General features: G+C 30.2%; 24 protein-coding genes, 2 tRNA genes and 1 pseudogene. 19 read left to right on the top strand and 8 right to left on the bottom strand.

The window, feature by feature from the left end:
* Positions 1-28: 28 nt before the first annotated feature.
* Positions 29-649 carry a diacylglycerol/polyprenol kinase family protein gene (locus tag BB_RS02040; protein WP_010889745.1) on the top strand — a complete coding sequence of 207 codons (621 nt, stop codon included), beginning with the start codon at positions 29-31 and terminating at the stop codon, positions 647-649.
* On the opposite strand, the gene BB_RS02035 is transcribed toward BB_RS02040, so the two are convergent.
* The 3 genes and pseudogenes from BB_RS02035 to BB_RS02025 all read right to left on the bottom strand — a co-directional run bounded on the left by BB_RS02035 (position 637) and on the right by BB_RS02025 (position 2,917).
* Positions 637-1,416, bottom strand: coding sequence for a hypothetical protein (locus tag BB_RS02035; RefSeq protein ID WP_002557006.1), 780 nt, complete (start codon positions 1,414-1,416; stop codon positions 637-639). The genes BB_RS02040 and BB_RS02035 overlap by 13 nt on opposite strands.
* Positions 1,413-2,291, bottom strand: a pseudogene (locus BB_RS02030) (DNA/RNA non-specific endonuclease). The gene BB_RS02035 and the pseudogene BB_RS02030 overlap by 4 nt, the downstream one beginning before the upstream one ends.
* Positions 2,288-2,917 carry a hypothetical protein gene (locus BB_RS02025; RefSeq protein WP_002657875.1) on the bottom strand — a complete coding sequence of 210 codons (630 nt, stop codon included), beginning with the start codon at positions 2,915-2,917 and terminating at the stop codon, positions 2,288-2,290. Before BB_RS02025 ends, BB_RS02030 begins: the two are co-directional and overlap by 4 nt.
* Positions 2,918-3,090: 173 nt before the next feature.
* Here BB_RS02025 and BB_RS02020 point away from each other — a divergent pair, with 173 nt between their 5' ends.
* Both BB_RS02020 and manA read left to right on the top strand, forming a co-directional pair.
* Positions 3,091-4,968 (top strand): fructose-specific PTS transporter subunit EIIC, encoded by a 1,878-nt coding sequence (locus tag BB_RS02020; protein WP_002657873.1) that lies wholly within the window; start codon positions 3,091-3,093, stop codon positions 4,966-4,968.
* The gene (manA, locus tag BB_RS02015; protein ID WP_002661081.1) at positions 4,965-6,083 is read left to right on the top strand and encodes a mannose-6-phosphate isomerase, class I; all 1,119 of its coding nucleotides are present in this window, start codon (positions 4,965-4,967) and stop codon (positions 6,081-6,083) included. The genes BB_RS02020 and manA overlap by 4 nt, the downstream gene beginning before the upstream one ends.
* A 52-nt stretch (positions 6,084-6,135) precedes the next feature.
* Here manA and BB_RS02010 read toward each other — a convergent pair whose 3' ends face one another.
* The 3 genes from BB_RS02010 to BB_RS02000 are packed head-to-tail and all read right to left on the bottom strand — an operon-like array spanning position 6,136 to position 7,782.
* Positions 6,136-6,747 (bottom strand): DUF3996 domain-containing protein, encoded by a 612-nt coding sequence (locus BB_RS02010; RefSeq protein ID WP_002657869.1) that lies wholly within the window; start codon positions 6,745-6,747, stop codon positions 6,136-6,138.
* Positions 6,748-6,757: 10 nt separating this feature from the next.
* Positions 6,758-7,369, bottom strand: a complete 612-nt coding sequence (locus BB_RS02005; protein WP_002557000.1) for a DUF3996 domain-containing protein — start codon at positions 7,367-7,369, stop codon at positions 6,758-6,760.
* Entirely contained in the window at positions 7,366-7,782 is a 417-nt protein-coding gene (locus tag BB_RS02000; RefSeq protein ID WP_002556999.1) for a hypothetical protein, read from the bottom strand. The genes BB_RS02005 and BB_RS02000 overlap by 4 nt, the downstream gene beginning before the upstream one ends.
* 165 nt (positions 7,783-7,947) lie before the next feature.
* On the opposite strand from BB_RS02000, the gene BB_RS01995 reads away from it, so the two are divergent.
* Positions 7,948-8,625, top strand: coding sequence for a DUF2259 domain-containing protein (locus BB_RS01995; protein ID WP_020948739.1), 678 nt, complete (start codon positions 7,948-7,950; stop codon positions 8,623-8,625).
* Between the two features lie 52 nt (positions 8,626-8,677).
* A complete protein-coding gene (proS, locus tag BB_RS01990; RefSeq protein WP_010889744.1) occupies positions 8,678-10,144 on the top strand; it encodes a proline--tRNA ligase in 1,467 nt (488 codons plus the stop codon).
* 11 nt (positions 10,145-10,155) lie between these two features.
* Here proS and BB_RS01985 read toward each other — a convergent pair whose 3' ends face one another.
* The gene (locus BB_RS01985; protein ID WP_002657864.1) at positions 10,156-11,358 is read right to left on the bottom strand and encodes a dicarboxylate/amino acid:cation symporter; all 1,203 of its coding nucleotides are present in this window, start codon (positions 11,356-11,358) and stop codon (positions 10,156-10,158) included.
* Between the two features lie 106 nt (positions 11,359-11,464).
* Between BB_RS01985 and BB_RS01980 the strand changes: the two genes are divergently transcribed.
* On the top strand, positions 11,465-13,015 hold the full coding sequence (locus tag BB_RS01980; RefSeq protein WP_002664038.1) for a hypothetical protein: 1,551 nt from the start codon (positions 11,465-11,467) through the stop codon (positions 13,013-13,015).
* A gap of 9 nt (positions 13,016-13,024) precedes the next feature.
* Here BB_RS01980 and BB_RS01975 read toward each other — a convergent pair whose 3' ends face one another.
* Positions 13,025-13,684: an ankyrin repeat domain-containing protein gene (locus BB_RS01975; protein WP_010889743.1), complete on the bottom strand. Its 660-nt coding sequence runs from the start codon at positions 13,682-13,684 to the stop codon at positions 13,025-13,027.
* 339 nt (positions 13,685-14,023) lie between these two features.
* Here BB_RS01975 and BB_RS01970 point away from each other — a divergent pair, with 339 nt between their 5' ends.
* The 13 genes from BB_RS01970 (at position 14,024) to rpoC (ending at position 26,927) form a co-directional block, all read left to right on the top strand.
* Complete coding sequence (locus tag BB_RS01970) at positions 14,024-15,055, top strand: tetratricopeptide repeat protein (protein WP_002662994.1); 1,032 nt, start codon at positions 14,024-14,026, stop codon at positions 15,053-15,055.
* A 13-nt stretch (positions 15,056-15,068) separates the two neighbouring features.
* A complete protein-coding gene (locus BB_RS01965; protein ID WP_002665340.1) occupies positions 15,069-15,917 on the top strand; it encodes a hypothetical protein in 849 nt (282 codons plus the stop codon).
* A gap of 73 nt (positions 15,918-15,990) precedes the next feature.
* Positions 15,991-16,063: transfer RNA gene (locus BB_RS01960), tRNA-Thr, on the top strand.
* Between the two features lie 27 nt (positions 16,064-16,090).
* Positions 16,091-16,270, top strand: a complete 180-nt coding sequence (gene rpmG / locus BB_RS01955) for a 50S ribosomal protein L33 (RefSeq protein ID WP_002556991.1) — start codon at positions 16,091-16,093, stop codon at positions 16,268-16,270.
* 8 nt (positions 16,271-16,278) lie between these two features.
* A tRNA-Trp gene (locus BB_RS01950) sits at positions 16,279-16,351 on the top strand.
* A gap of 27 nt (positions 16,352-16,378) precedes the next feature.
* Positions 16,379-16,549: a preprotein translocase subunit SecE gene (gene secE, locus BB_RS01945; protein WP_002556990.1), complete on the top strand. Its 171-nt coding sequence runs from the start codon at positions 16,379-16,381 to the stop codon at positions 16,547-16,549.
* Between the two features lie 23 nt (positions 16,550-16,572).
* Positions 16,573-17,127, top strand: a complete 555-nt coding sequence (nusG, locus tag BB_RS01940) for a transcription termination/antitermination protein NusG (protein ID WP_002657855.1) — start codon at positions 16,573-16,575, stop codon at positions 17,125-17,127.
* A gap of 51 nt (positions 17,128-17,178) precedes the next feature.
* Entirely contained in the window at positions 17,179-17,610 is a 432-nt protein-coding gene (rplK, locus tag BB_RS01935; protein WP_002657853.1) for a 50S ribosomal protein L11, read from the top strand.
* Positions 17,610-18,290 carry a 50S ribosomal protein L1 gene (gene rplA, locus BB_RS01930; protein WP_002656139.1) on the top strand — a complete coding sequence of 227 codons (681 nt, stop codon included), beginning with the start codon at positions 17,610-17,612 and terminating at the stop codon, positions 18,288-18,290. The genes rplK and rplA overlap by 1 nt, the downstream gene beginning before the upstream one ends.
* A 4-nt stretch (positions 18,291-18,294) precedes the next feature.
* Entirely contained in the window at positions 18,295-18,783 is a 489-nt protein-coding gene (gene rplJ / locus BB_RS01925) for a 50S ribosomal protein L10 (protein ID WP_002657848.1), read from the top strand.
* 70 nt (positions 18,784-18,853) lie between these two features.
* Entirely contained in the window at positions 18,854-19,228 is a 375-nt protein-coding gene (rplL, locus tag BB_RS01920; protein ID WP_010889742.1) for a 50S ribosomal protein L7/L12, read from the top strand.
* A gap of 82 nt (positions 19,229-19,310) precedes the next feature.
* Positions 19,311-22,778: a DNA-directed RNA polymerase subunit beta gene (rpoB, locus tag BB_RS01915; protein ID WP_002660664.1), complete on the top strand. Its 3,468-nt coding sequence runs from the start codon at positions 19,311-19,313 to the stop codon at positions 22,776-22,778.
* A 15-nt stretch (positions 22,779-22,793) separates the two neighbouring features.
* On the top strand, positions 22,794-26,927 hold the full coding sequence (gene rpoC, locus BB_RS01910; RefSeq protein WP_010889741.1) for a DNA-directed RNA polymerase subunit beta': 4,134 nt from the start codon (positions 22,794-22,796) through the stop codon (positions 26,925-26,927).
* Positions 26,928-26,965 lie beyond the last annotated feature (38 nt).

Raw genomic sequence — 26,965 nt, 5'->3', positions numbered from 1 at the left:
TTAATATGCATTTTAAAAAGATCAAATGATGTTTGATGAGTTTAAAAGAACAATTCTTAGAGAAGATATTAAGTATGAAATTTTTAGAAAATTTTTTCATATTTTTAGCTTAATAGTTTTAGTTTTTTATAGAATAAATTTTTGGATAGGGCTTTTTTCTAATATACTTTTTATGATTTTATACTTAAGTTCTGAAATTTTTAGAATTACTGAAAAAAAAATACTTTTCTTTAAAAACATTTCAAACATAATATTAAAATCAAGAAAAATATTGCCCAATAGAGTATCTTTTTCTCCTGTCTTTTTGTTTTTAGGTATATTGATATCATATTGTTTATCTATGCATCCTTTTAATTATATTGGAATATTTTCGGTATGTCTTGGTGATGGATTTGCAAGTCTTATTGGAAAGTTAATTCCTTCTTTTAAGCTTGTAAATGGTAAAACGATTTCTGGCAGTCTTGTTGTATTTTGTGTTACTTTTTTTTCATATTATTATTTTTTTCCTTATTTGACAGTAGCTTTAATTCTTGGGATTTTAGCAGTATTGGTAGAGCTTTTTGATGCTGCTAATTATGACAATTTATTTTTACCGCTTGTTGTTTCAGCTTCGTCCTATTTTTTAACTTCTTTTTTTTATAGCCAGTAAAAGAAAATTTTCCCTGATTTTTTTAAGTAGATTGGTATACCAATTGAGATTGGGAGAAAGGCATAAGGCATTTTTAGCAAATTCAAGTAAATTCCACTTAATATTAAAAGCATTGAAACAAAAAGGAAAAAATAGTCAAAGCTTTTTTTTCTTAAAAAGGCTACTATAAAGTTTGTTAAAATAAGTAGCAAGAATGCATCTATGTAAAATTTTGTATTTTCTATTTTAAGAATTCCGTGGTTTTGGCTATTTTCGTACGAATTAATAGGCATTGTGTAACTATATATGCAGGCAAAGATCAAAATAATGTAAATTGTATAATGTATTGATTTTATTTTGAAATCGCATATATATAAACTGAGAAAAAATAAATTTAATAATGAAAAAGTGTTTACAAAAAGGATAAATTTTGTAAACAAATAATAACTTGAATTTAGATTGTTTTTTAAAAAAAAATCTTCAGAGATTAAAATAGGGTCTAATGTATATGAGCTAATAAAGCAATAGAAAAATATAAATTGTATATTGTTGGTTCTTTTGTAGTTAATGTATGACCACAGCGAGCCTATGATCCCAGCAATAAAGATGGTTAATTTATTAACCAATATTATAAAATTATTATTGTAAATTTCTAGAATATAATTTTGATAGTTTTCATTATATTTTATTTTATAGGAGAAAGTCAGTATAACTATTGTTGCCAAAATAAAAATTATAAAAAGAAAGAGATTGATAGAAGCGTTTAACTTTGCAAATATTGATTTCATTTAAATTTCCAAGAATGCGTGTTTTTTATTTTTTTAATATTTTTTTTAATTTTTGAATCAAGTTTTTCAAAAAAATCTATCTTTGTTTTTTTTTCAATTAAGTCAACGCTAACAACATAATTTTCCAAATCCAAGTCTTTTGCTTTTTCATTTGGGATAATAAAAGAGATTATGTCATAATAATTGTTATTATTAATTGCCAGTACTATTTTATAAAAATTTTTAGGTATCAAAATTTTGTTTTTACCAATAAATCCTTTATTTTCTGTTAAAATCCCAGCGCTAATAATATATATATATCCTTTTGAGATTGCCCATTCTCTTACTAATTTTTCAAGTTTTAGCCAAATTCCAGAATTAAATTCGCTTTTTTGAGGTGACATATTTGATAAAAAATATGTATCTTTCATTGCATTTTCAGAAAAAGACATATCTGCAGAACTTACTATGTGTCCTCTGTCATAACCGCTTTTAAAGTAATCTTCAAGTTTTGGAAAAGCGCCCTTAATGTTGGTGTCTTCAAAGAATTTGGTACTTCTTTTAATTTTTTTTGATTTTAACAAAGTTAATGCTAGTTCTACCATTTCTCTTTTAAGCGGATAAGCAGCCCATTCAGATTGTCTTGCGCTTTCAGCATATCCTAAGGTATAGTGTTTTTTGCTTATTATTTGAGTAGTAAGATATCCTTTTGGTATTAATTGGGCTTCTTTTATTGGAATAGATTTTGTAATGTCAGTGTATTATTTCTATTATTTCTAAATAGTCATAAATTTGTGTTTAATTTGTTTTAGGGCTTTTGGATTTAATGAAAAAAATAAAAATCCTGTTAGGCATAAAATATAGCAGTAAAGAAAAAATTTCGACCTTTTTTTCATGTTTCCATCTCGTTTTTGTCCTTAAAATTATATCTAATAGTAAAATTAAAAGAAATGTTAAATGTATCTAAAAATAAAAAATCAATTTTAAAGTCTAACCCCATTAAAGGAATTGCCTTTTTAGAAGAAATTTCAATAAACATATAAGGCTCTATTACATAAGGCAATTTTTCGTAAAATCGAATGTCTTCTATAAAGTTTGTAGATAGGTAAAAACGACCACCTATGCCAATGGTGGCGGAAAAATATTTTGTTTTTTTAATTAAGTTTGCAATGTGCCAGTTTATTCCTCCTCCAATATAAGATTTAAAGTATTGCATTTTTTTGGGGATATTAAGGCTTTCCCTTGTTAATATCATAGCAACGATTAAAAAATCAAAAGTATTATTAGAGAATGTATAATAAGGTCTAAAGATAAGGTGTTTAATATTTGAATTTAGAAAAAATCCAACTCCAATCCCAATTCCTGTTGAATATATGAACCCTCTTTCTGGGCTAAAAAAATTAGAGATTTGTTTGGGTTGATCATTTTTTTCATTAGTATTGCCTTCTTCATTTGCAAGTGCATTTAAATTGGAAATGATAAGCAATGTTAAGAAAATACAAGTGTTTGGAGTTTTTTTCATAAACTGATTATTTTAAATAATATAAAAATTGTTTTACCTTTTCAATATTGCGATATGTATTTAGATAAAATTTCCCTGTTTAGTTTAAAAAATATTTTTTATATTAGGTGGCTGTGGTATGCTATTTTTATTGTATATTATACAATATGTTTAATTACTAGGAGACCACAGTTATGTTTTTTAATTTTTTGAAAAAAGATCTTGTATTTGTTTTGCCAGAAGTAAATTCAAAAGAAGATGTAATTGATTTTTTAATTGAAAAAATCAATGATAAGGGATATATAGATAATAAAAAAGAGTTTCTTCAAGGAATTCTTGATAGAGAAAAGATAGGTGACACTTCTTGGGAAAATGGGGTTGCAATTCCTCATTTTATAGGAGATGTTGTTAAGACTAGTTTTATTTCATTGCTTTACATTAAAGGTTCTGGGGTTAAGTGGTCTGAAGAAAACCCCCCTGTTAATTTAATATTTTTGATTTGTATGTCAAAAAAACAACAAGGTAATGAACACCTTAAGGCGATTGCTTTTATAGCTAAACTATTTGAAGATGATGCTTTTCAAAATGCTTTACGCGGGTTTGTTACTACTGATGACATTTATTATTATATTGAAAATGTTCAAAGAAAGGCTAAAGAAGAGGTTTTTGGAGCTACAAAAGCAGAAAAAATAGTGGCCGTAACTGCTTGTCCTGTTGGAGTTGCTCATACGTATATTGCAGCTAAGAAAATTGAAAATGAAGCTAAAAAGCAGGGTTATAGCATTAGAGTAGAAACTCAAGGATCTATTGGTATTGAAAATGCCTTAACAGAAGAGGAAATTAAGAATGCGTCCGTTGTAATACTTGCTGTTGATAAGGATATTGATGAAAAGAGATTTGAAGGTAAGAGAGTTTATAAAGTTTCAACTGTAAAAGCGATAAACAATACAGAAAATATTATTAAGGAATCTTTTAATGCTCCGGTATTTAAAAGCAAAGACTCCGGTACTAATAGTGATACTAAAGCTTCGGTTGCAACAGGCAAAGGTAGTTTTTATAAATATTTAATGAGTGGGGTATCTCCAATGATTCCTGTTGTTGCAAGTGGAGGAATTTTAATTGCTCTTAGCATTGCTTTTGTTGGGATTGGACCTGATGGGCCTAATTTTGCTGAGCATCCATTTTATAAGCAGATTGCAGATATTGGTTCTATAGCTTTTGGGATGATGTTGCCCGTGCTTGCTGGTTTTATTGCAATGGCAATTGCTGATAAGCCTGGTCTTACCCCCGGTCTTGTTGGTGGAGTAATGTCTGGGAATGTAAAAGCAGGTTTCTTGGGCGCAATATTTGCGGGCTTTCTTGCAGGTTATGTTGCAAGGTTTTTAGCAAGAAGATCTGTTCCTGAGTGGTTAAGACCTGTAATGCCTATATTTGTAATTCCGCTAATAAGCACCATTATTGTCGGCTTTTTTATGCTGTATTTTGGTGTTTATATTGGAAAATTTATGGGGGTGCTTGAGAGTGGGCTTAAATCTTTACAGAGTAATTCGGAAACTTTTGGCGTGTTGGGTAAAATTTTCTTAGGCTTAGTACTAGGTTCAATGATTACTGTTGATATGGGCGGACCTTTTAATAAAGTGGCATTTCTTTTTGGTGTAGGGCTAATTCCTCAAGTGCCAGAAATAATGGGAATGGTAGCAGCAGCAATTCCTGTTCCTCCTATGGCTATGGGGCTTGCAACCTTTTTAGCACCTAAATTGTTTGAAAATGAAGAAAAAGAATCTGGTAAAATAGCCTTTTTAATTTCATTTATTGGTATTAGCGAAGGAGCTATTCCTTTTGCTGCTAGTGATCCCGGACGGGTAATCCCTTCGATAGTGGTAGGGGGAGCTGTATCAAGCATTATTGCCGCTTTTTTAGGCGTTGCTAATCATGCTCCACACGGAGGACCAATAGTACTTCCTGTTATTGATAATAAATTTGGGTTTATTATTGCAATTGCTGTTGGAGTTGCGGTTGCAACAGCTTTGGTAATTTTTTTGAAATCTTTAAAATTAAAGGAATCTGAATGAATAATGAAGATAATATTTTTTTAATGAAAAATAATATTAAAGAATATGATTGGGGCGGAATTAATTTTATTCCCAATCTTTTGGGTGATAAGATTGATGGAAAGCCCAAGGCTGAAATGTGGCTTGGAGCACACAAGACATTTTCTAGTAAGATTTTGTATAAAAATGAATATGTGCTTTTAAGCGATTTTTTAGAAGATCATAAAGAGCTTTTAGGCTGTAATGACGAATTTCCTTTTTTGCTTAAGGTATTGTCTGCAAATAAGCCCCTGTCTATTCAAATTCATCCTTCTAAAGATATTGCCTTAAAAGGGTATGAATCAGAGAATAATAAAGGGATAGACATTAATGATCCCAAAAGGACATACAAAGACAAAAACCCCAAAATTGAACTTATTTATGCTCTTAGTGATTTTTATGCTCTTAAAGGCTTTTTACCCTTAGATGAGATTAAAAAAATTTATGAAATTCTGGAATTAAATTTCGACTTTCAATCACATAAAGATTTTGTAAAGACTATTTTTGATTTACAAATGTATGAACTTGAGAAGATTATTGAAAAAATTTTAAAAAATTTGGATCTTATTGATAATTTTAGGGGCTATTGGTTTAATGAAATTTACAATATTTATGGTATAGATGTGGGCCTTTTGGTATTTTTAGGTATGAATATTTTAAAACTAAAACCAGGAGAAGTTGTTTATACAAATAGTCAGGAGGTGCATGCATATCTTAAGGGAGATTGCATTGAGCTTATGACCAATTCCGACAATGTTATTAGGGCTGGGCTTACTACAAAGTATATTGATAAAGACGAGATGTTAAGAGTTGGTCAATTTGAGGAAGGAAAGTTATCATTTTTAAATCCCGATTTTCAAGATAATTTTAGCGTATTTAGACTTCCAAATACTAATTTGAAATTGATTCAAAAAAAAATAAATGAGAACATTTGTATTAATAGAAATAGTGCAATGGTCTTGCTAGTTTTAAATGGGTGCGTGAGTATAAATAAATCCTTAAATCTTAAGAAAGGTGAGAGCATATTTATAGGTAAAAAAGCAGAAAACTTGTTTATTGATGGGGACGGCGAAGCTTTTATTGCTGGTTTTAATTAAAATTAAGCTTGCTTATGCGAGCTTAATTTTAATTACCAATTTAATTATTTGGTTAATTAAATGCAAATTTTATGAATCCAAATCCAAAAAAATTGAATTTAATTCCTTCAAATAAAATGCTTGGTTTTGTTAGTAATATTGTTGGCCCTACTGCAGGATAAATTTTGAATCCTATGGATAAATTTTTTGCAAAATTATATTCCATTATAAAAGGAATTCTTATAACAGCGCCTATTCTCTCATAATCAGTTTCTTCTTCTTCATTAGGGGGTATAAGGGATGTTTTTGACCAATCCGCACCTATTCCAATGCCGCCGCCAATTTTCATATATTGTCCAATTTGCTTTTTAAAAATAACGTCTATTCCACCATTTAGATAATTTTCAAAATTGTTTGACTTAAGGCCAATAAAACCTCCATATCCAAAATCAATATTTATATAAGGAATTGTAATCATAATATTTGCAATAGGATCTCCTATTCCAATGCCCATTGAAAATAAGTCATAATTTTTCTTTTCTTTTATTTCTTTAAGCTTTGCGATACAGGTGGTTGAATCTTCTTCCTTGCTGCATCTGACCATATAATTGTCAGATGCAAAAGAAAGGTGTGCCATACCTAATACTAATGTTAAAATGTATATTTTTTTAAAAATTTTTATCATTTATTCTCCACTATATATATATTTTTATAAAGCCTGTGCCTAAGAAATTAAATCTAGCTCCTTCAAATGACATTGGGCTGCCAAGTAGCATAGTTGTTCCAATAGTAGCAACAGCTTTAAATCCAATCACAATATTTTTAAGAAAGCTGTACTCTATTACCAAAGGCAATCTTATCACAACCCCTATTCTATTTTGAAGAGAAGCTACTTGTTGTGCTTCATTTTCTTCCTCTTCTTCAAGTTTTTCATTTGATTTTTCAGGACTTCCTTTTGACCAATCTGCACCTATTCCAATGCCTCCAGAAATCATAGTGTTTTTGTGTATTTCATCTTTAAATAGAAGATCTACACCCATCACAACATAGGGCAAGAAATTGTTGGGTTTAAGCCCTACGAATCCTCCGTACCCAAGGTCTATGTCTACATATGGAACAGATATTGTAATGTTTGCAAGTGGATATCCAACTCCAAAACCTATGCCAAATAAACGGCGCACAGACTCTTCTTTTGCAAGAAGTTTATCAAAATCAAAGTCATCTTCAGTCATACTTTTGCTTTTGGATTGTGCAGCTAATAAACCCGTTGTTAATATAAGTATTATTGTTGCTAATAGCATTCTCATTGAAATTCTCCTTTTTTATTTTCAATTTTAGAAATTATTTTTACAATATTTTTAATAAAGCATAAAAAATTAAAAATATTGATATTTATTTGCTTATTTTGATAGCAAAACTTTATTGTTGAATTTTTTATCGCTTTGTTTATCAAGGTTTTGGTTATCAAAAAATTTTTAATCACAAATACAGCTATTATTATACTACTTGACTGTATATTGATGTTAATCTTGTTTGTTTGTAAAGGATTTTTGGGAAGATATTTTTGTTTTGATTTTTTGGCCTTTGAAAAAAATATAAATTTATGAATTTGCAATAAATAAGTTTTTTTGCAATGTTTTATTATAAAACTATGGCAAAAAAACTTTATTTGCCTCAAGCTTTTTGAAGCTAACTTTAGGCCATTAATTCTTTTTTTCAAAAATTTATCCCAAAAATTTAAATATTAAGTTTTTAATCTATAAACAAATAGTATATCAAAGTTTTGAATTTGAAATGCTGTTTTGATATTATTTTAAGTAAGGCTAAATTAATTATAAATAAGATTTAGTAGATAATTTATTGTTATTAAACTTATACAAAGCTTATGATTAAACTATATATCGTTTTTTTTTATTTTTTTTCTTTTCTGTTGGGGTTTCCAGAAAATATTTTTTTTAAAAATTTAGGATTTTCTAATAATGATCGGTATTTTATGTTTGGCGAATATGGTTTTGAAAATGGATATTATTACTCTGCTGCATACTTTGTTGATGTTGTTAAAAATAATTTTGCAAACTCTGGAGTACATTCTAAGACTTTTAAAGAGCACATTGGGTATTCAGACAGTTATGATAAAAGTCTTTATGAGCTTTTAAAGATGATTAATTTTAAAGTTAAAGAATTTAAAATTAATCATTTAAGAAGAGGGCGTGAAATTTATTTTTATGTAAAAAGTGAAATTCCAGAAACAGATTTTTTAAATTTTGTTGATTTTAAAACAGGAAACGAATATCAAGTTTTTGTAAATAAGGATATTAATTCCCAAGAACTTTCTTCTTCTTTTAATATTTTTTTATCTGTCAGATATTGTAATTCAACTCTAGAAAAGCATTTGACTGTTGGAAGAGGAAATTATTATAGAAAGAATGTTATTGATTACAGAATAAGAGAGATTGTTTTATTTCCAAATGAAGATGGAATTGTTTTTGTTTTGGAAAAAATCATGTTAAATTCTTATGGAAATAGGTATAAACGGTTTATGGTTGAAGTTAAAAAATATTGAATATAATTATTTAGTTTTTTAAAGAAGTGAAATGCTTTATTGAGGATAATTTATGAGTGATTTTATAGCATCAAAAGAAGATGATTATTCTAAATGGTATTTAGATATAGTCCAGAAAGCAAAACTTGCTGATTACAGTCCTGTAAAAGGATGTATGGTAATTATGCCTTATGGGTATTCTATTTGGAGTAAAATTCAGAGTATACTTGATAAAAAATTTAAAGAGACGGGACACGAGAATGCATATTTCCCTATGCTTATTCCTTATAGTTTTTTAGAAAGAGAAAAGGATCATATTGATGGATTTTCACCCGAGTTTGCTATTATTAAGGATGCTGGTGGAGAGAGTTTGGCAGAGCCTTTGGTTTTAAGGCCTACCTCTGAGACAATTATTTGGAATATGTATAGTAAGTGGATTAAGTCTTACAGAGATCTTCCTCTTAAAATTAATCAATGGGCAAATGTTGTTCGTTGGGAAAAGAGAACAAGGCCTTTTTTGCGCACTACCGAATTTCTATGGCAAGAAGGACATACTGCTCATGCTACCGAAGAGGAGGCATTAGAAGAAACTTTACTTATTTTAGATGTATATAAAAGATTCATAGAAGACTATTTGGCCATTCCGGTGTTTTGTGGTAAAAAATCTGAAAAGGAAAAATTTGCGGGGGCTGTTTCTACTTATTCAATTGAGGCATTAATGCAAGATAAAAAAGCGCTTCAAGCCGCTACATCCCATTATTTAGGTTTAAATTTTGCAAAGGCATTTGATGTAAAATTTCAAGACAAAGATGGCAAGATGCGGCATGTATTTGCTAGTAGCTGGGGTGTTTCTACCAGATTGATTGGTGCTTTGATTATGGTTCATTCTGATGAGAAAGGTTTAGTTTTGCCGCCTCGCATTGCTCCAATAGAAATTATTGTTATTCCTATTTTTAAAAAAGAAGATGAGATTAATAAAAAAATTTTAGATTATTCTGATTGTGTTGTGGATGCTTTAAAAAAAGCAGAATTTAGGGTTGAAATTGATAAGGACGTTAGAAGTTCTCCGGGATTTAGATTTTCATCTGCCGAGTTTAAAGGAATTCCAATACGCCTTGAAGTGGGGATAAATGATGTCCTTTTAAATTCCGTTACTATTTCAAGAAGAGATAAAGACAGAAAATTTAAGTATCAAATATCACTTGATTCTCTTATAAGCAAGGTTAAGGTAGAGCTTGATTTGATGCAAAAAGATTTATTTCAAAGAGCATTAAATTTTAGGATCTTGAATACTAAGGAGATTTTTAGAAGCAGTAAGGATAGTTATGAGACATTCAAAGCCTATGTGAATGATTATTCTGGATTTGTGCTTTCTTGTTGGTGTGGCAGTTTGAATTGTGAAAATATTATTAAAAATGAAACTAAAGCCACAATAAGATGTATCCCCGATGATTTTAAGGCCAGAGATTTAACAGGCATGACTTGTATTTATTGTTCATCTAAAGCTAAATATTTTGTTTTATTTGCCAAATCCTATTAATTTGTTTAGCTTTAATTAATTTTTTCTTGATCTTTTAATTCTTTGAAGTTTATTATATGAATGATTGCAATGTTAAAAGCAAAGTCGATTAGTAAAGCCAAAGAGATTAATATCGGCAGCATTGGTGTTATGTTTGAAACATTTAGCTCTATTCCTTTTGTATATGTAGAGCAAAGCATTGTAATTATATAAATTAAACTATTTGGTATATGAGGAAATGCAAAGACAAAAACAAATGATAAAGTGCTCATATAGCTTATTTCATAAATAGAAATGGGTAAGCTAGAATATGATTTTAAAATTATAAAAAATGATATTACTGAAACAAAAATAGTGCCAAATTTAGATACAAAATTTATTAAAGGTATGTTTATAATTATGGATTTTTTTATATTTATTCTTTCGTTTTTAATATCTTCTATTAATATCACATAAGGGGAATAAGAATCTTTTGCAAGTCCTGAAAATATTATGTTTTGAAATGATACAAAAATGCCTTTATATATCATTTTAAAACTTTTTGTTAATCTATAACTAATTGTTGGCAATATTACGAATAAAATTATAATTGTCCATGCCAAAAAGAATGTTATGCTGTTTGTATAATTTGGGTAATCTTTGAAGTTTTTTAAGTTTGCAGCGTAATTTGCTGTTATAAAAATGATCCCTATATTTAATATGTTTACAATAAACCCATTTGCATGGTAAAAAAGATTGGATGCGCTTAGCATCAGTTCTCTAGCTATTCTGCCTTTTTGTTTTGCATAATAAAAACTTGTGCCTATTATTATTGAAATCATGTAAATGCTTAGTAGATTTGGATTGCTAGATGTAAATATTTTGAAAATATTTTTTGGAAAGAATGTTTCTAGTAAAGCTTCTTTTTCAAAAAAACATGTATTTTGTATTGTTTTTTCTAGTATTGGAATTCTTTGCGGAAGATATATTGTTGCAGCTATTATTGATACAGCAACTCCAGATAGGTTAGTTAAAATTCCATAATAAATTGTTTTACCAAAAAGCTTTTTAAAGTTTTTATTTTCAATAATATTTTCAATTCCTAATGGAATTGAAAATATTAAAAAGGGAATAAGAGATAAGTATGATAATCTTATAAAAGCATGTGATAAGGAGCTATAAATTCCAAGAGGGAAAAACAATCCTAAAAAGATTCCAATAGGCAAAGTGAAAAAAAAATTGATTTTTATATTCATATGACTTCTCCTTTCAGAGATTTAAGGTACACTGTGTATAATAAATAGTACTAAATTTTTTTGTAAATATAAACTTTAGAGTTACAATTGTACTTGTGTCGCTATATTGCTTGTGGGTGTTTTTGGGGGTAGTTTGTATAAGTATCCTGATTCTGTAGATACAGATTTAAATTCGAGATTGCCAAATATTTTAACTTTAGAGGAGCATGATAAGCAATTTTTTACTAAAGATTTTTATAAAAATCTTATTTCAAGCAGTAAAGAAATTGGCTTTAAGCTTCATAAAGTTTTGGTAGATTATTTAAATCCGCAGTCAGAAGAGGTTGATAGGGTTTTAAAATATAATCAAGTGATTAACATTTATTGGTCTTTTCTCAGATCAATTGCAAAAAACATTTCAAAATTGACCATGGAGCAGAAAATTTTATTTAGATTTGCCGCACTTATTCCAAATGCACTTGGATCTGAAATTCAGCTATTAATTTCAAAAACTATTTGGGACAATCATTATAATGAGTCTTTTATTTATTTTGATGAATGGCTTTATGGGGTTAATAATTTTAAGCTTAGTAGATTAGCAACCGATTTGCCAACGGATAATTTTAAAGAAGAAGATATGGAAAAAGTTTTACTTAATAAGAAAGAAAAACTTTTGGCAAATATTGATTTTGCAAAAAGTAGCCTTAAGAGAACTGATAAGATCAGAAAAGAGGCTCTTAGTAAGTTAAGAAGCATGTTTGAATTTTTATTTTCAAATAATAGTCAAAGCGATTTAACTTATATGACTGAATACGGAGTGCAGAGTTCTTATCCTAATTCGATTTTAAAGCCTTTAAATTTTGCTAGTAATTATGTTGATGATCTTATTAAATCAAATCGGGATATTAATGTTTTTATTAATAAAATTGAAGATACTAACAGAGAGCTTTTTGAAATTCAAAATAAAATGAATAATATTGGGATGTCTACTGAATCAACTATTGCACATGATGAAGTTGAAGTTATCAGAAGCGCCAATAAACTTGCGATAGGGCCAAGAGGCAATCATTTTCCTATTCTTTTGAAAAATAATGTAGTTGCTAACCCTCAATTTTTTGGAAGTAGAGAAAGAATTATGCAGCTTGTTTGGGAAATCGAAGATATTCAGCCTAGACTTTTTCAAAAAGCGTATAGAGGAGATTTGCTCAGAGTAGTTCCTTATTTTATATTAATACCTTCTTATGGTGATAAAGGAATTTGTTGGGAATCAATTGATGTTAAAAACAGAGCAAATGGTAGGGGTAAAATATTAATACCTATGTATGCTAAAAACTTAAGAAAGGCGGTTATTTTGGGTATTGGTGATTTTGTTTGGGAACTTGCAAAAGAGCAAGCTTCTTTTAGGTGGATGGAAACAGGAATTACAGGCCAATATTACGATTATTATGTTAAATTTATTAAAAAGGGAAATGTTAAAAAATTTTTTTTAGAAGATTATTTTCTTTGGATAGAAAAAGAAAGTAAAGGAATTCAAAAACTTGAGAAATTAGTACGCGGAATAATGTGGAGGAATTTACCCTTTTCTAAAAATTTAAAAGAGACGCTTGCTAAAAAATCTTTTATATACAAGGATCTTATTGATAAAGATAAAAATATCCAAGCATCTGATGGGTATTGAATTTATTTTCTATTTTACTAAAATTCGAACTATTTCTTTGTTTTTAAGCTTTTTAAGTTTTTTTTTGAAATTGTCGTCAATGTAAATTTTTTTCTTTTCCAGAGATTTAATTAGTTTTATATTTTCTGTTTCTATTGCGGCTTGCATTGGTGTTTTTCTATTTTTAAGTGTGAAACTTAAATCAGCTCCGCTTTCTTTTAAAAATTCAAATATTTTTTCGTTATTAGTATATATTGCCCAAAATATTGGAGAATAACCTGTATCATCTATTTGATTAAGGCTTATTCCGTAATCTATCAATATTTTTGTGATTTCAAATTCATTGTTTATTATTGAAATTGAAATTGGAGATATTTTATATTTAAAGTTTATTTCTGCTCCAAGATTTAGTGCAATTAAAATCCCTTTTTTATTGTTGAAAAAAACAGATATTATAAAAAGCTCATTTTTGATTTTTTCTAAACTTTGTAAGATTTCTTTGTCATTTATATTTATTGAATTTATAAATTCATTTAAAGTGTCTTTATCTTTTTGATATTCTTTGCTATTGAAAATATATAAATTTTTTTGCAATTCTTTTACTATTGAAGTACTTGTATTAGTATTTATTGAGTTTAAATTCATTATTGTTTGCAATAACAGTAAAAGCATAATGAATTCTTTTTTCATGTTTTGTGAGTTTTGTATTCCTTTAATAAAGTGTTTAATTTTAGACGATTGCTTTTTAAATAGGTATTAAATTAACATTTATTATAGGTCATTATAAGATTATTTTTCAACGTTTTTGTGGTCATAATTGTCAGTTATGAAATGATTTTTACTATTTTTTTATATTGGAGTTTTATGCTAAATTTTAAATTTAGGCTTTAGTTTTGTTGTTTTAATATTTTTACATTGGTGTTAATGTAAAATGTGGTGATGTTAAGTTAGTATTTATAAAAATTTTGACAACTTTTTAAATTGAGGTGTGCATTTTATTATGTGTAGTTTATATTGTAAAATACTCTTATGAATCTATTGGTCAAAATTGCTAAATTTATTTTGATTTTGTTTTTATTTACTTCTTGCAACCAAAAGCAAAGCGAGATTCAAAATCTTACACATCTTTTAAAATCTTCTAATAAAAATAGATTAGATAAATTTCTTATTATTGATAGAGTTGTTAACATATATATTGCAAATAAAAATTATGAAGATGCTTTAGAAATTGTAAATAATGGAATTATTGATGATGAATCTAGAGAATATTATCCTTTGTATCTTTATTTAATGGGCAATATTTATGATTCCATGGGAGAAGATTTTGTAGCTTTTAATATTTACAAGCGTGTTGTTGATAATTTTGATGATTATGTTTATGAAAACCATTCAATGAAAACAAGGGTTGCTAAAAAGATTGTCAATTTAAATATTGATTCAATCGATAAAATCAATTATTACAAATTTATATTAAATATGGGGATTGATAATTTAAATAATGAGGAAAAGGGTAATTATTTTTATAATCTTGCGCTAAGTTTGGAAGATGTTCAAGATTACGATGAATCTTATTTTTATTATAAAAAATTTCTTTCAATTCCAAGGGCACATTTAAAAATAGATTCTAGAGACTATTTTAATGTTGTTACAAAAATTAATTACTTTAATAATCCAGAGTTTGTTGTTTATAGAAATTTAGGAGATTTAATCCAGGATGTTAAAAATTTTGTTCTTTCTGGTAATACTTCTAAATTGCTTAATATAAGAGATAAGAATAATTTTTTTATTCAAAGCTGGGATCAAAAGGGTGGAAAGAGTAATTCCATTAATACTAATAGCTTTTTAACCACTATGATTAGGCTTGGGGGGAGAAGAAAAAACGGAATACAATTTGCAAAGCATCTTGAGGCAGATTCTAGTGACGATATATCTTATCTTGAGTCAAGGGGCTGGGACCATATTCATGAATGGTATTTTGTTTTTAAAAGAATTGTTTATCCTAAAGATCCAGAAATTAATAATGGCTGGACTTGGATAGGCGTGTATTTAGGTAAAAAATAATAGGAAGGAGATAATGCATTTTCTTAAGTTTCTTTTTAGTTATTTATTTCTACTTTATTCTAATGTTTCCATAATAAAGGATGAAGCTGCTGAGACAAGTGTGCACAGAATAATCGATTGGGATAGGAAGGTTATTTGTTTTGACATTGTTAAGGAAATTAATGAAAATGAATTTAGACCAGTGGGTTTAAATACAGCGTCTAAATTAATAGCAACCATTAATGATTTTAAAGACACGTTAATAAGAGAATCTCTTTTTAAGATAATTATGGATTCTGAAAATACTTTTAAGAATTATTTTGACCTGAATCCCAGCTTGATACTTAATTTTTCAGGTCCTAATAGTATTTTGAAAAGGTCTTATATAAAATATTCAGAAGATTTAAGAAGTCTTACTGTTAGGTATGAGCTTAGTCTTTTCCCCGATTTTATAAATTTATTTTTTTCACATGAAACTCCTTATAAAGCTTTTTATCCATTAGTAAATTCTGATGTTGATAAAACCGATTATACAGGAATTGTGATTTATGTAGGCGAAGTCTACAATAATACTTCTGGTTCTAAAAAATTAGAAGACTCTTTTTTTATCAAAATTTATGATGAAAACATTAGGCCATATTTTGATAAGAGAATGGTTTCTTCAGAGGCTTTGAAAAAATGGGGAATGCTTGAGTATAGCAACGATGTTCTTTATAATAATAAAAATAGGGTTGGACATCGTCCTTTAAAATTGGTTGCCAAAAGTATTTATGGTAAAAATAATACAGATATTATACTTGATGAGTATTCTATTAATAAGTTGTTTTCAAATAGTAACAACATTAAACTTCTGCAAGATGGAAAACTTGTTGTAATAAAGTAAGAAAATTAAATTTAGTACTTGTTTTTTTCTAAACAATCAACTAAGATAATAAAGAGTTTTATAGGGAATTAGTGCCCTTATAGCTCAGTTGGTAGAGCACCACCATGGTAAGGTGGGGGTCGTCGGTTCAAGTCCGATTGAGGGCTTTTATTGGTAGTTAGGAGTTTTGTTATATGGGTAAAAAGAAGGGCAAAGGAGCTGTTGAGCTTATATCTTTGATTTGTGAAGAAACAGGAATTAGAAATTATACCACTACTAAGAATAGACGCAATAAGCAAGAAAAGTTAGAATTGATGAAATATTGTCCAAAATTACGAAAACACACTCTTCATAAAGAAGGAAAAATAAAATAATAAATAATAGGTCAGTAGTTCCAACGGTAGAACGACAGTCTCCAAAACTGTATGCTGGGGGTTCGAATCCCTCCTGACCTGTTGTTAGAATTAAAGTGAGGCTTTAAAGTGTTTAGGTTTATCAAAGATAGTATCTTAGAGCTTAAGAAGGTAACGTGGCCTAAGTATAATGAAGTTGTTGGAAATGGAAAGCAAGTTTTTTGGCTGGTATTATTTGTTTCAATTTTCTTGGGTATAGTCGATTATCTTATGTTTCTTGTTGTAACTTATGTATTTTAGTTTTATTATAAGAAGGGTAAATTATGTCTAGAGCTTGGTATGTAGTTCAAACTTATTCTCAATATGAGAAAAAGATAGAGCAGGACATAAGGCTTTTAATAAATGAAGGTGTTTTTGGCGGTGTGGTATTAGATGTTAAGGCTCCTATTGAAAAAGTAGAAGAGATAAGAAATGGCAAGAAAAGAATAAGGGAGAGAAAAATTTGGCCAGGCTATATTCTTATTGAGCTAGATCTTCCAGAAGTAGGCTGGAAAGATATTATTGCTAATATTATCAAAGTTCAAGGCGTTATTAATTTTGTTGGTGTTAGTAAGGGGCAAAGGCCTATTCCTATTAATGATGAAGAAGTAAAAAGTGTTTTTATGCTTACTGGTGAGATTAAAGCAAATAAATCTATTTTTATGCTTTATGACTTTGAAGAAGGAGAAAGAGTTAGAATTAAAGGCGGACCTTTTGACTCCTTTGAAGGACTTATTAGTTCTATTGATTATGAAAGAAAGAAATTAAAAGTTGCAGTTCAAATTTTTGGAAGATCAACGCCTGTTGAAGTTGATTTCCAACATATAGAAAAGATTTAAAATTTAATACTAATGGGAGCTTTGAAGGCGTTACTACCATAAGGAGATTATATGGCAAAAAAAAAAGCAATTTCTTGGATTAAATTGCAGGTTCCAGCTGCTCAAGCGGCTCCAGGAGCTAAAATAGGGCAAGCGCTTGGACCTCATGGAGTTAGTGGTCCTCAGTTTGTAAAGGAATTTAATGAGAGAACCGCAAAGATGGATCCCGGCATTGTGGTTCCTGTTATTATTACTGTTTATAGTGATAAAAGTTTTTCTTTTATTGTAAAGACTCCCCCAGCTTCGATTTTAATTAAAAAAGCTATTGGGATAGAATCAGGATCTAAGAAATCTAATACAGATAAAGTTGGAACCATATCAAAAGAAAAGTTGATGGAGATAGCAAGAATTAAAATGTCTGATTTAAATGCAAAGTCAGAATCAGCAGCGTTTAAAATTATTGCAGGAAGTGCACGTTCAATGGGTGTTGAGGTGGAGAAATAATGTCAAAAAAGGGTAAAAAATATATTGAAGCTTTTTCTAAAGTGGATAAGAATAAATTTTATAACATTGAAGATGCAATTTTGCTGTTGAAAGAAATTAAATTTGCCAAATTTGATGAAACTATAGATATATCTATTAACCTTAATTTAAAAAAAAATCATACTGTTAGAGACACTATAGTTTTGCCAAATCAGTTTATGAAGCCAAAAAGAATACTTGTTTTTGCAAAAGGTGATCGAGCAGATGAAGCTAGAGCTTTTGGTGCAACTTATGTTGGCGATGATGATCTTATAAATAAGATTAAAAGCGGTTGGGATGAATTTGATGTTGTTGTTGCAACTCCTGATATGATGAAAGATGTTGGAAGACTTGGTCCTATTTTAGGGAAAAGGGGTTTAATGCCCAATCCAAAGACTCAAACAGTCACAAATAATCTTAAAGATGCAATCAACAGTCTTAAAAAGGGTCGAACAGAATTTAGGGCAAATAAAAATGGTGTAATAAGCTTTTCTTTTGGTAAATCTTCTATGGACAATGAAAAGATAAAAGAAAATTATGAGGAATTTGTCAAGGAAGTTGTTAAAAAAAGACCGAGTGACTTAAAGGGAGCTTTTATAGATAGTATTTATATTTCATCTACTATGGGGCCTTCTATAAAAGTTAATTTTGTTTGGAGGTAACATTATGAGCGCAAAGATAAATGCTAAAAAGTTGGAAATGTTTGATTTATTAAAACAGTTTATAGATAGCAAACAAAATCTTTTTTTCTTAGATTATAGAGGTTTAAATGTAGCTCAGTTAACAGAACTTCGCAATAAAATAGAAGGCGAACATGGATCATTAAAAGTTGTTAAAAACAATATAATGAAGATGGTTTTAAAAGAAAAGAATATTAATGTTGTTGATTCTTGTTTGGTTGGCCCTACAGTTGTTGTTACTGCATTAGAAGAAGCTAATGTAATAGCAAAAATTTTTTATGATTTTGTAAAAAGTAGTACTTTAAAAGTAAAGGGCGGTTTTGTATTAGGAGAGTTTTATGATGAGGCTAAGGTTCAAGCTTACAGCAAGCTTCCTACCAAAAAAGAGTCTATTTCTTTATTTGCTAGCGTGTTAAAAGCGCCAGTTTCTAAGCTTGCAAGAACATTGAAAGCTTTGGCTGATGTTAAAAATTAACATGACAGTGTTAGTCTTAATTTTTGAGTGCATGCTATCACTGTGAAATGAAAATATATAAGGAGTTAATATGGCACTAAATAAAGAAGATATTTTAACCTGGCTTGAAGGTGCAAAAACTATGGAAGTTGTTGACCTTGTAACAGCTATTGAGGAAAAGTTTGGAGTAACTGCCGCTGTTGCTGCTGGTGTAGGGGGAGCTGTTTCAGTAGGTTCGGCTGATTCTGAAGAACAAACCGAATTTGATGTAATTCTTATGTCTTTTGGTGATAGCAAGATAAATGTTATAAAAGAAGTTAGAGCTATTACAGGACTTGGTCTTGGAGAAGCTAAGGCGTTAGTTGAAGCCGCTCCTAAAGCTATTAAAGAAGGTCTTTCTAAGTCAGATGCTGAAGAATTAAAAAAGAAACTTGAGGCAGTTGGCGCAAAAGTTGAAGTTAAATAAAAAATTAAAAATATATCAAAGTTGTTATTCCGCATGTCGTTATGATGTGCGGCTTGTTATGTCTTAAAAAAGGAGTCTTTTAATGATAAAAAGAGTTCATCTGGGACAAGGAAGAGCTGATGAGATTTTAGACCTACCTAACCTGATAGAAATACAATTAAATTCTTATGAAAAATTTTTACAACTTGATAAATTAAAAAGTAAAAAACCTTTACTTAATGAGGGCCTTGAGTCTGTTTTTAGAAATATATTTCCCATTAAAAGTGGAAATGGTGATGTTGCTCTTGAGTATGAAAGATACTATATAGAAAACGATGCCCTTAATTTTACAGAAAAAGAATGTAAAAGAAAGGGTCAAAGTTATGAGGCTGTTTTAAAAGTAAGATTGAATTTGCAATTTTTGACTACTGGGGAAATAAGGCAAAAAGACGTATACATGGGAACTATTCCTTTAATGACAGAAAGAGGCACTTTTATTATTAATGGGGCTGAGAGGGTTGTTGTTTCTCAGATTCACAGATCCCCAGGAGTTGTTTTTTATAAAGAAAAAGATTTGTATTCTGCTAGAATAATTCCTTATCGTGGTTCTTGGTTAGAATTTGAGATTGATTCAAAAAAAGATTATCTTTATGTAAAAATAGATAGAAAAAAAAGAATACTTATAACTCTTTTTTTAAGAGCTTTAGGGTTTGATACGAGAGAAAAAATAATAGAAACTTTTTACAATATTAAAAAAATTAAAGTTGAAGACGGTACAAAAAGAGATCTTCCAGGGCAATATTTAGCTAAGAGTATTAACATAAGAGAGAATATGTATTATCGTGCAGGAGATAAAATTACTCTGCAAGATGTTGAAGATTTTTTACAAAATGGAGTAAATGAAATAGAGCTTGTTGATTTTGATGGTTATAATGATATTTCTGGAAAGCGCTTTGTAAGTTCGAATGTTATTCTAAATTGTCTTGAAAAAGAGGATGCTTTCTTTGCTTTAAAGGATGGCTCTAAAGAGCTTCCAAAAGAATCAGTTATGCTAGCTGTTTATGGTTCTCTTTTTCCCGGTGAGCCAATATCAATTGATAATGCTGAAAACGATTTAAAAACCATATTCTTTTCTGAAAGAAGATATGATCTTGGACGTGTGGGGCGGTATAAACTTTCTAAAAAATTTGGATTTGATGATTTAACTACATCGGTTTTAACTATGGATGATATTGTTAACACCATATCTCATCTTTTAAGAATATATGAAGGCCATGATATTCTTGATGATATTGACCATTTAGGAAATAGAAGGGTTCGTTCTGTTGGTGAGCTTCTTACTAATATATATAAAGGCGCGATGTCAAGAGTTGAAAAAATTGCTAAAGATAGAATGTCTAACAAGGAAGTTTTTAATCTAAAGCCTCAAGAATTAATAAGCGTTAAGCCTATTGTATCTGCTGTTAAAGAATTTTTTGCAACCAGTCAGCTTTCACAGTTTATGGATCAGGTCAATCCTTTGGCTGAGCTTACTCACAAAAGGCGTCTTAATGCTCTTGGACCAGGAGGACTTTCAAGAGATAGGGCAGGATTTGAAGTAAGAGATGTGCATTATACTCATTATGGTAGAATGTGTCCTATTGAAACCCCTGAAGGGCCAAATATTGGACTTATTGTTTCTTTGGCTACTTATTCTAGAGTTAATGATTATGGTTTTTTAGAAACTCCTTATAGGAAAGTTGTTAATGGAGTGGTGACGGACCAATTAGAATATTTATCTGCTATTGACGAAGAGAAAAAGTGTATTGCTCAGGCTAATGCTGCTTTTAATTCTAATGGAAAGTATCTTGAAGATTTAGTTTCTGTTAGAATTTCTGGTGATTATACTACAACAAGTCCCACAAATATAGACTATATGGACGTTTCTCCTAGGCAGCTAATTTCAGTATCTTCGGCGTTAATTCCTTTTCTTGAGCACAATGATGCAAATCGAGCTCTTATGGGTTCTAATATGCAAAGACAAGCAGTACCTTTGCTTTTCCCTAAGCCTCCTATTGTTGGTACGGGTATGGAAAGCGTTGTTGCAAAGGATTCAGGAGTAGTTGTTAAGGCTAAAAGAAGTGGGGAAGTTATTCTTGCAACAAGTAGTAAGATAGTTGTTAAACCTTTTGAGGCAGAGAATGCTAAAGATTTAGATGAATATCATATTGTTAAGTATGAAAGGACAAATCAAGACACTTGTTTTAATCAATCCGTTTTAGTTAAAGAGGGTCAAAAAGTTGAAAGGGGCGAGATAATAGCTGACGGTCCTGCTACTAGATATGGAGAACTTGCTCTTGGTAATAATTTATTGCTAGGAGTTATTCCTTGGAATGGATTTAATTATGAGGATGCTATATTAATTTCTGATAGAATTGTAAAGGAAGATCTTTATACATCTATTCATATCAAAGAATTTAGCATAGAGGTAAGAGAAACTAAACTTGGTCCTGAGAAAGTTACAGGAGATATACCTAATGTTAGTGAAAAGATATTAAATAAATTGGATGAAAATGGGATTATACGGATAGGAACTTATGTAAAGCCCGGTGATATTCTGGTTGGTAAAGTTACTCCAAAGTCAGAAGGAGACATTACTCCTGAATTTAGACTGTTAACTTCCATTTTTGGAGAAAAAGCAAAAGATGTTAAAAATAATTCATTAAAAGTTCCTCATGGTACTGAAGGTACAGTTATTGATGTTCAAAGGATTACCAAAGAGGATGTTGGTAATCTTTCTCCTGGAGTTGAGGAGATACTTAAAGTTTATGTTGCCAAAAAAAGGAAGCTTAAAGAGGGCGATAAAATGGCTGGACGACATGGTAATAAGGGTGTTGTTGCAAAGATTCTTCCTGTTGAAGATATGCCTTATCTTGCAGACGGAACCCCTCTTGATATATGCTTAAATCCTTTGGGAGTTCCATCTAGAATGAATATCGGACAGTTAATGGAATCTCAATTAGGCCTTGCTGGTAAATATCTTGGTGAATCTTATAATGTTCCTGTTTTTGAATCTGCTACAAATGAACAAATTCAGGAAAAATTAAAAACTGCTGGATTTAATCCAACTTCTAAAGAAATTTTATATGATGGTTATACAGGAGAGCCGTTCGAAAATGAAGTAATGGTTGGGGTGATTTACATGCTTAAACTACACCATCTTGTTGATGATAAAATGCACGCAAGATCAACAGGCCCATATTCTCTTGTTTCTCAGCAACCTCTTGGAGGAAAGGCTCAATTTGGTGGGCAAAGACTTGGAGAAATGGAGGTTTGGGCTCTTGAAGCTTATGGTGCGGCGCACACCCTTCAAGAACTTTTAACAGTTAAATCTGATGATATGTCAGGCAGAGTTAAAATATATGAAAATATAGTAAAAGGCGTTCCTACTAATGTATCAGGGATTCCTGAGTCTTTTAATGTGCTAATGCAAGAGCTTAGAGGGCTTGGACTTGATTTGTCAATTTATGATGATGCTGGGAATCAGGTTCCTTTGACAGAAAAAGAAGAAGAATTGATTAATAAAAGCTAGGTTTTTGGAGTTTTTATGAAAGAGATAAAAGATTTTGAAAGAATAAAAATTAAAATAGCGTCTCCCGATCAAATTAGAAATTGGTCTTATGGAGAGGTTAAAAAGTCCGAAACTATTAATTATAGAACTTTAAGACCCGAAAAAGATGGGCTTTTTTGTGAAAGGATTTTTGGTACTACAAAGGAATGGGAATGTTATTGTGGTAAATTTAAATCGGTCAGATATAAAGGTATTATTTGTGATCGTTGTAATGTAGAGGTTACCCATTTTAAGGTTAGACGTGAAAGAATGGGGCATATTGAGCTAGCAGCCCCAGTTGCTCATATTTGGTATTACAAATATATACCCTCTAGGATTGGGCTTTTGCTTGATATTACAGCATCTAGTTTGAATTCTATTCTTTATTATGAAAAATATGTAGTAATTGAACCGGGCGATACTGATCTTAAAAAAATGCAGCTTTTAAATGAAGATGAGTACATAGAAGCTAGAGAGCGATATGGTATGTCTTTTAATGCTTCAATGGGGGCTGAGGCTATTAAAACTCTTCTTGAAAATCTTGATCTTGATGAGCTTTCGTCTAAGCTTAGAATTCAAATGATAGATAAAGATGATAAAACTGATAAGAAACTCTTAAGACGTCTTGAAATTATTGAGAATTTTAAAATTTCTGGCAATAAGCCAGAGTGGATGATTATGGAAGTTCTTCCTGTTATTCCCCCAGAGATTAGGCCAATGGTTCAGCTTGATGGGGGGCGCTTTGCAACATCTGATCTTAATGATCTTTATAGAAGAGTCATAAATAGAAATAATCGTTTAAGAAAGTTGCTTCTTCTTAATGCGCCAGAGATTATTGTGAGAAACGAAAAAAGAATGCTTCAAGAATCAGTAGACTCTCTTTTTGACAATTCTCATAAAAGAAAGGTTGTCAAAGGTTCATCTAGTAGGCCTCTCAAGTCGCTTTCCGATGCATTAAAAGGTAAGCAGGGAAGGTTTAGGCAAAATCTTCTTGGTAAAAGAGTAGATTATTCTGGTCGTTCTGTTATTGTTGTTGGACCTGAGCTTAAGCTACATCAATGTGGATTGCCTGCAAAAATGGCCCTTGAGCTTTTTAAGCCTTTTGTGATAAGAAGACTGATTGAGAGTGAAGCTGTTTTTAATATCAAAAGAGCAAAGAATTTAATAGAGCAAGAAGTAGATGAGGTGTGGCAAATTTTAGATCTTGTTATCAAAGAGCATCCTATTCTTTTAAATAGGGCACCCACTCTTCATAGACTTGGAATTCAAGCTTTTGAACCTGTGTTAGTTGAGGGTAAGGCAATAAAATTACATCCTCTTGTTTGTCATGCATACAATGCCGATTTTGATGGTGATCAAATGGCGGTACATGTGCCTCTTACTCCGGCAGCACAAGCTGAAAGTTGGGCTTTAATGCTTTCAACAAATAATCTTTTAAATCCTGCCAATGGGCATCCTATTGTTTTTCCATCCCAAGATATTGTTTTGGGCCTATATTATTTAACTATGGAAAAAAAGAATGTTGTTGGAGAAGGTAAAAAGTTTTTAAACTTTAACAATGTTATTCTTGCCATAAATAATAGGAGTCTGGATTACAATGCTTCTATTTATGTAAAAATTCATGGTGAGTACAAAAAAACTACGGCCGGTAGGGTTATATTTAATGAGGCTTTGCCCAAGGGAATTGAATTTGTAAATAAAACCCTTAGTGATTTGGAGCTACAAATTTTAATATCAAAAGTTTATGTAGTTCATGGTTCTTCTATCGTAATTGAAATGCTTGACATCATCAAGGAACTTGGTTTTAGGTATGCCACTAAGTTTGGATGCACAATTAGTATGAGCGATATTATTGTTCCTGATGAAAAAAGAACTTATGTAGAAAGGGCCAATAAAGAGATTGCTAAGATTCAAAATGATTATGCTAAAGGTGTTATTACTGGCGAAGAGCGTTATAACAATGTAGTTTCTGTTTGGTTAAAGACCAATGAAGAACTTACTAATAAGATGATGGAAATTTTAAAGAAAGATAGAGATGGATTTAATGTTATATATATGATGGCAGATTCTGGTGCTAGGGGTAGTAGGAATCAAATAAGACAGCTTGCTGGTATGAGAGGATTGATGGCAAAAACTTCTGGGGATATTATTGAGCTTCCAATTATTTCTAACTTTAAAGAAGGTCTTTCTGTGATAGAGTTTTTTATATCTACAAATGGAGCAAGAAAAGGTCTAGCAGATACTGCTCTTAAGACCGCTGATGCTGGATATTTAACTCGAAGATTAGTAGACATTGCTCAAGATGTTGTTGTTAGAATAGAGGATTGTGGAACTATAAATGGAATAAAAGTTGAGACTGTAAAAAATGGTGAAGAAATATTAGAATCTTTGAAAGAAAAAGCTGTTGGGAGTTATTCTATTGAAAGAATAAAAAATCCAATTACTGGCGAGATTGTTTTAGATGCAAATGAAGAAATCTCAGAAGCTAAAATAGAATTATTAGAGAAAATTGGTATTGAAAAACTTGTTATTAGATCTGTTTTAACGTGTGAAGCTGAGCATGGCGTTTGTCAAAAATGTTATGGTAGAGACTTTTCTAAGAACAAACCTGTTAATATTGGGGAGGCTGTGGGAATAATTGCTGCTCAGTCCATAGGTCAACCGGGTACTCAATTAACCATGAGAACTTTTCATATTGGTGGAGTTGCTCAGGCTGGCAGTGAGGATGATAAAATATCTTTAAAGAATGCCTTCATACTTAATGGCATAGAAGGTTTTAATGTTAGAGTTGATAATGGAATTCTTTTCACAAGAAAAGGAACTTTAAAAATAATCAATGTTTTTTATGAGGAAAAAATTAAGAACATAAAAGAGATTAAAGTTTTAGATTCTCAAAGAGTAATAAAAGGAATTCCTTTGTTTATTGATAAAAAGGGCTCAGAGATTCTCTCTTCTTACATTGGTTATGTTAAATTAAGAGACGATAATTTTTTCATAGTGTCAGAAGAGCAAGAAGTTTCCTTGAAAGCGGGTACAAAGCTTGAAATAGAGGTTGGTGATTATGTTGAATCAGGCAAAGTTATTGGTACATTTGATCCATTTGCAGAGCCTATTATTGCAGAGGTTAAGGGTAAAATTAAATTTAAGGATATTATTTTAGGAACTACTCTTAAAGAGGAAATAAATACTGAAACAGGCAATGTTGAAAAAAGAATTACAGATAATGTTTTTGAATCTCTTGATCCTAGAATTTTTATTATTGATAGTAGTGGTATGGAGGTTGCATCTTATGTATTACCAGGTGATGCTTATCTTCAAGTTGAAGATGGCCAGAGTATTAACATAGGAGATATTATTGCGAAACTTTCTAAAGGTTCTGAAAAAACTCAAGATATTACAGGGGGATTGCCTCGTGTTAATGATCTTTTTGAGACAAGAATTCCTAAGAATTTAACTGAAATGGCTAAAGTAAGCGGAATTGTACAATTTAAATCAATTCAAAAAGGTAAAAGGCTTATTAATATTTTAGATGAGTATGGGGTTGAACATAAGCATTATATTCCAGCTGGAAAACATCTTTTGGTTAGAGATGGAGATGTTGTAAAAGCAGGAGATATGCTTTGTGATGGTAGAATTAATCCTCATGATGTGCTTGAAATTTTAGGTGGGATTAGTTTACAAGAATTTCTGTTGGCAGAAATTCAGGATGTTTATCGAAAACAGGGTGTTAGCATTAATGACAAACATATTGGTGTGATAATCAAGCAAATGATGAAAAAAGTTAAGATTGTTGCAGTTGGTGATACTAATTTTGTTTATGGGCAAAAGGTAGATAAGCACACTTTTTATGAGCAAAATAGAAAAGTAATCGAACAAGGTGGTGAGCCAGCAATAGCAAGTCCAATTCTTATAGGAGTAACTAAAACGTCTCTTAATATAGATTCTTTTATTTCCGCAGCTTCTTTCCAGGAAACAACAAAAGTATTAACAGATGCTTCTATTGCTGGAAAAATAGATGATCTTAGGGGATTAAAAGAAAATGTTGTAATTGGACATTTAATTCCTACTGGAACTGGTATGGGTCTTTATAAAAAAATTAAAGTTAGTGAAAATATCGATTCTGAAGTTTAACTTGAAAATAAGTGATATATTTGCTACCATTTTATTAA

The organism is Borreliella burgdorferi B31 (assembly GCF_000008685.2).
Lineage (GTDB): Bacteria > Spirochaetota > Spirochaetia > Borreliales > Borreliaceae > Borreliella > Borreliella burgdorferi.
The sequence above is the reverse complement of the archived record's forward strand: the minus strand, read 5'-3'. Positions and strand labels throughout refer to the sequence as shown.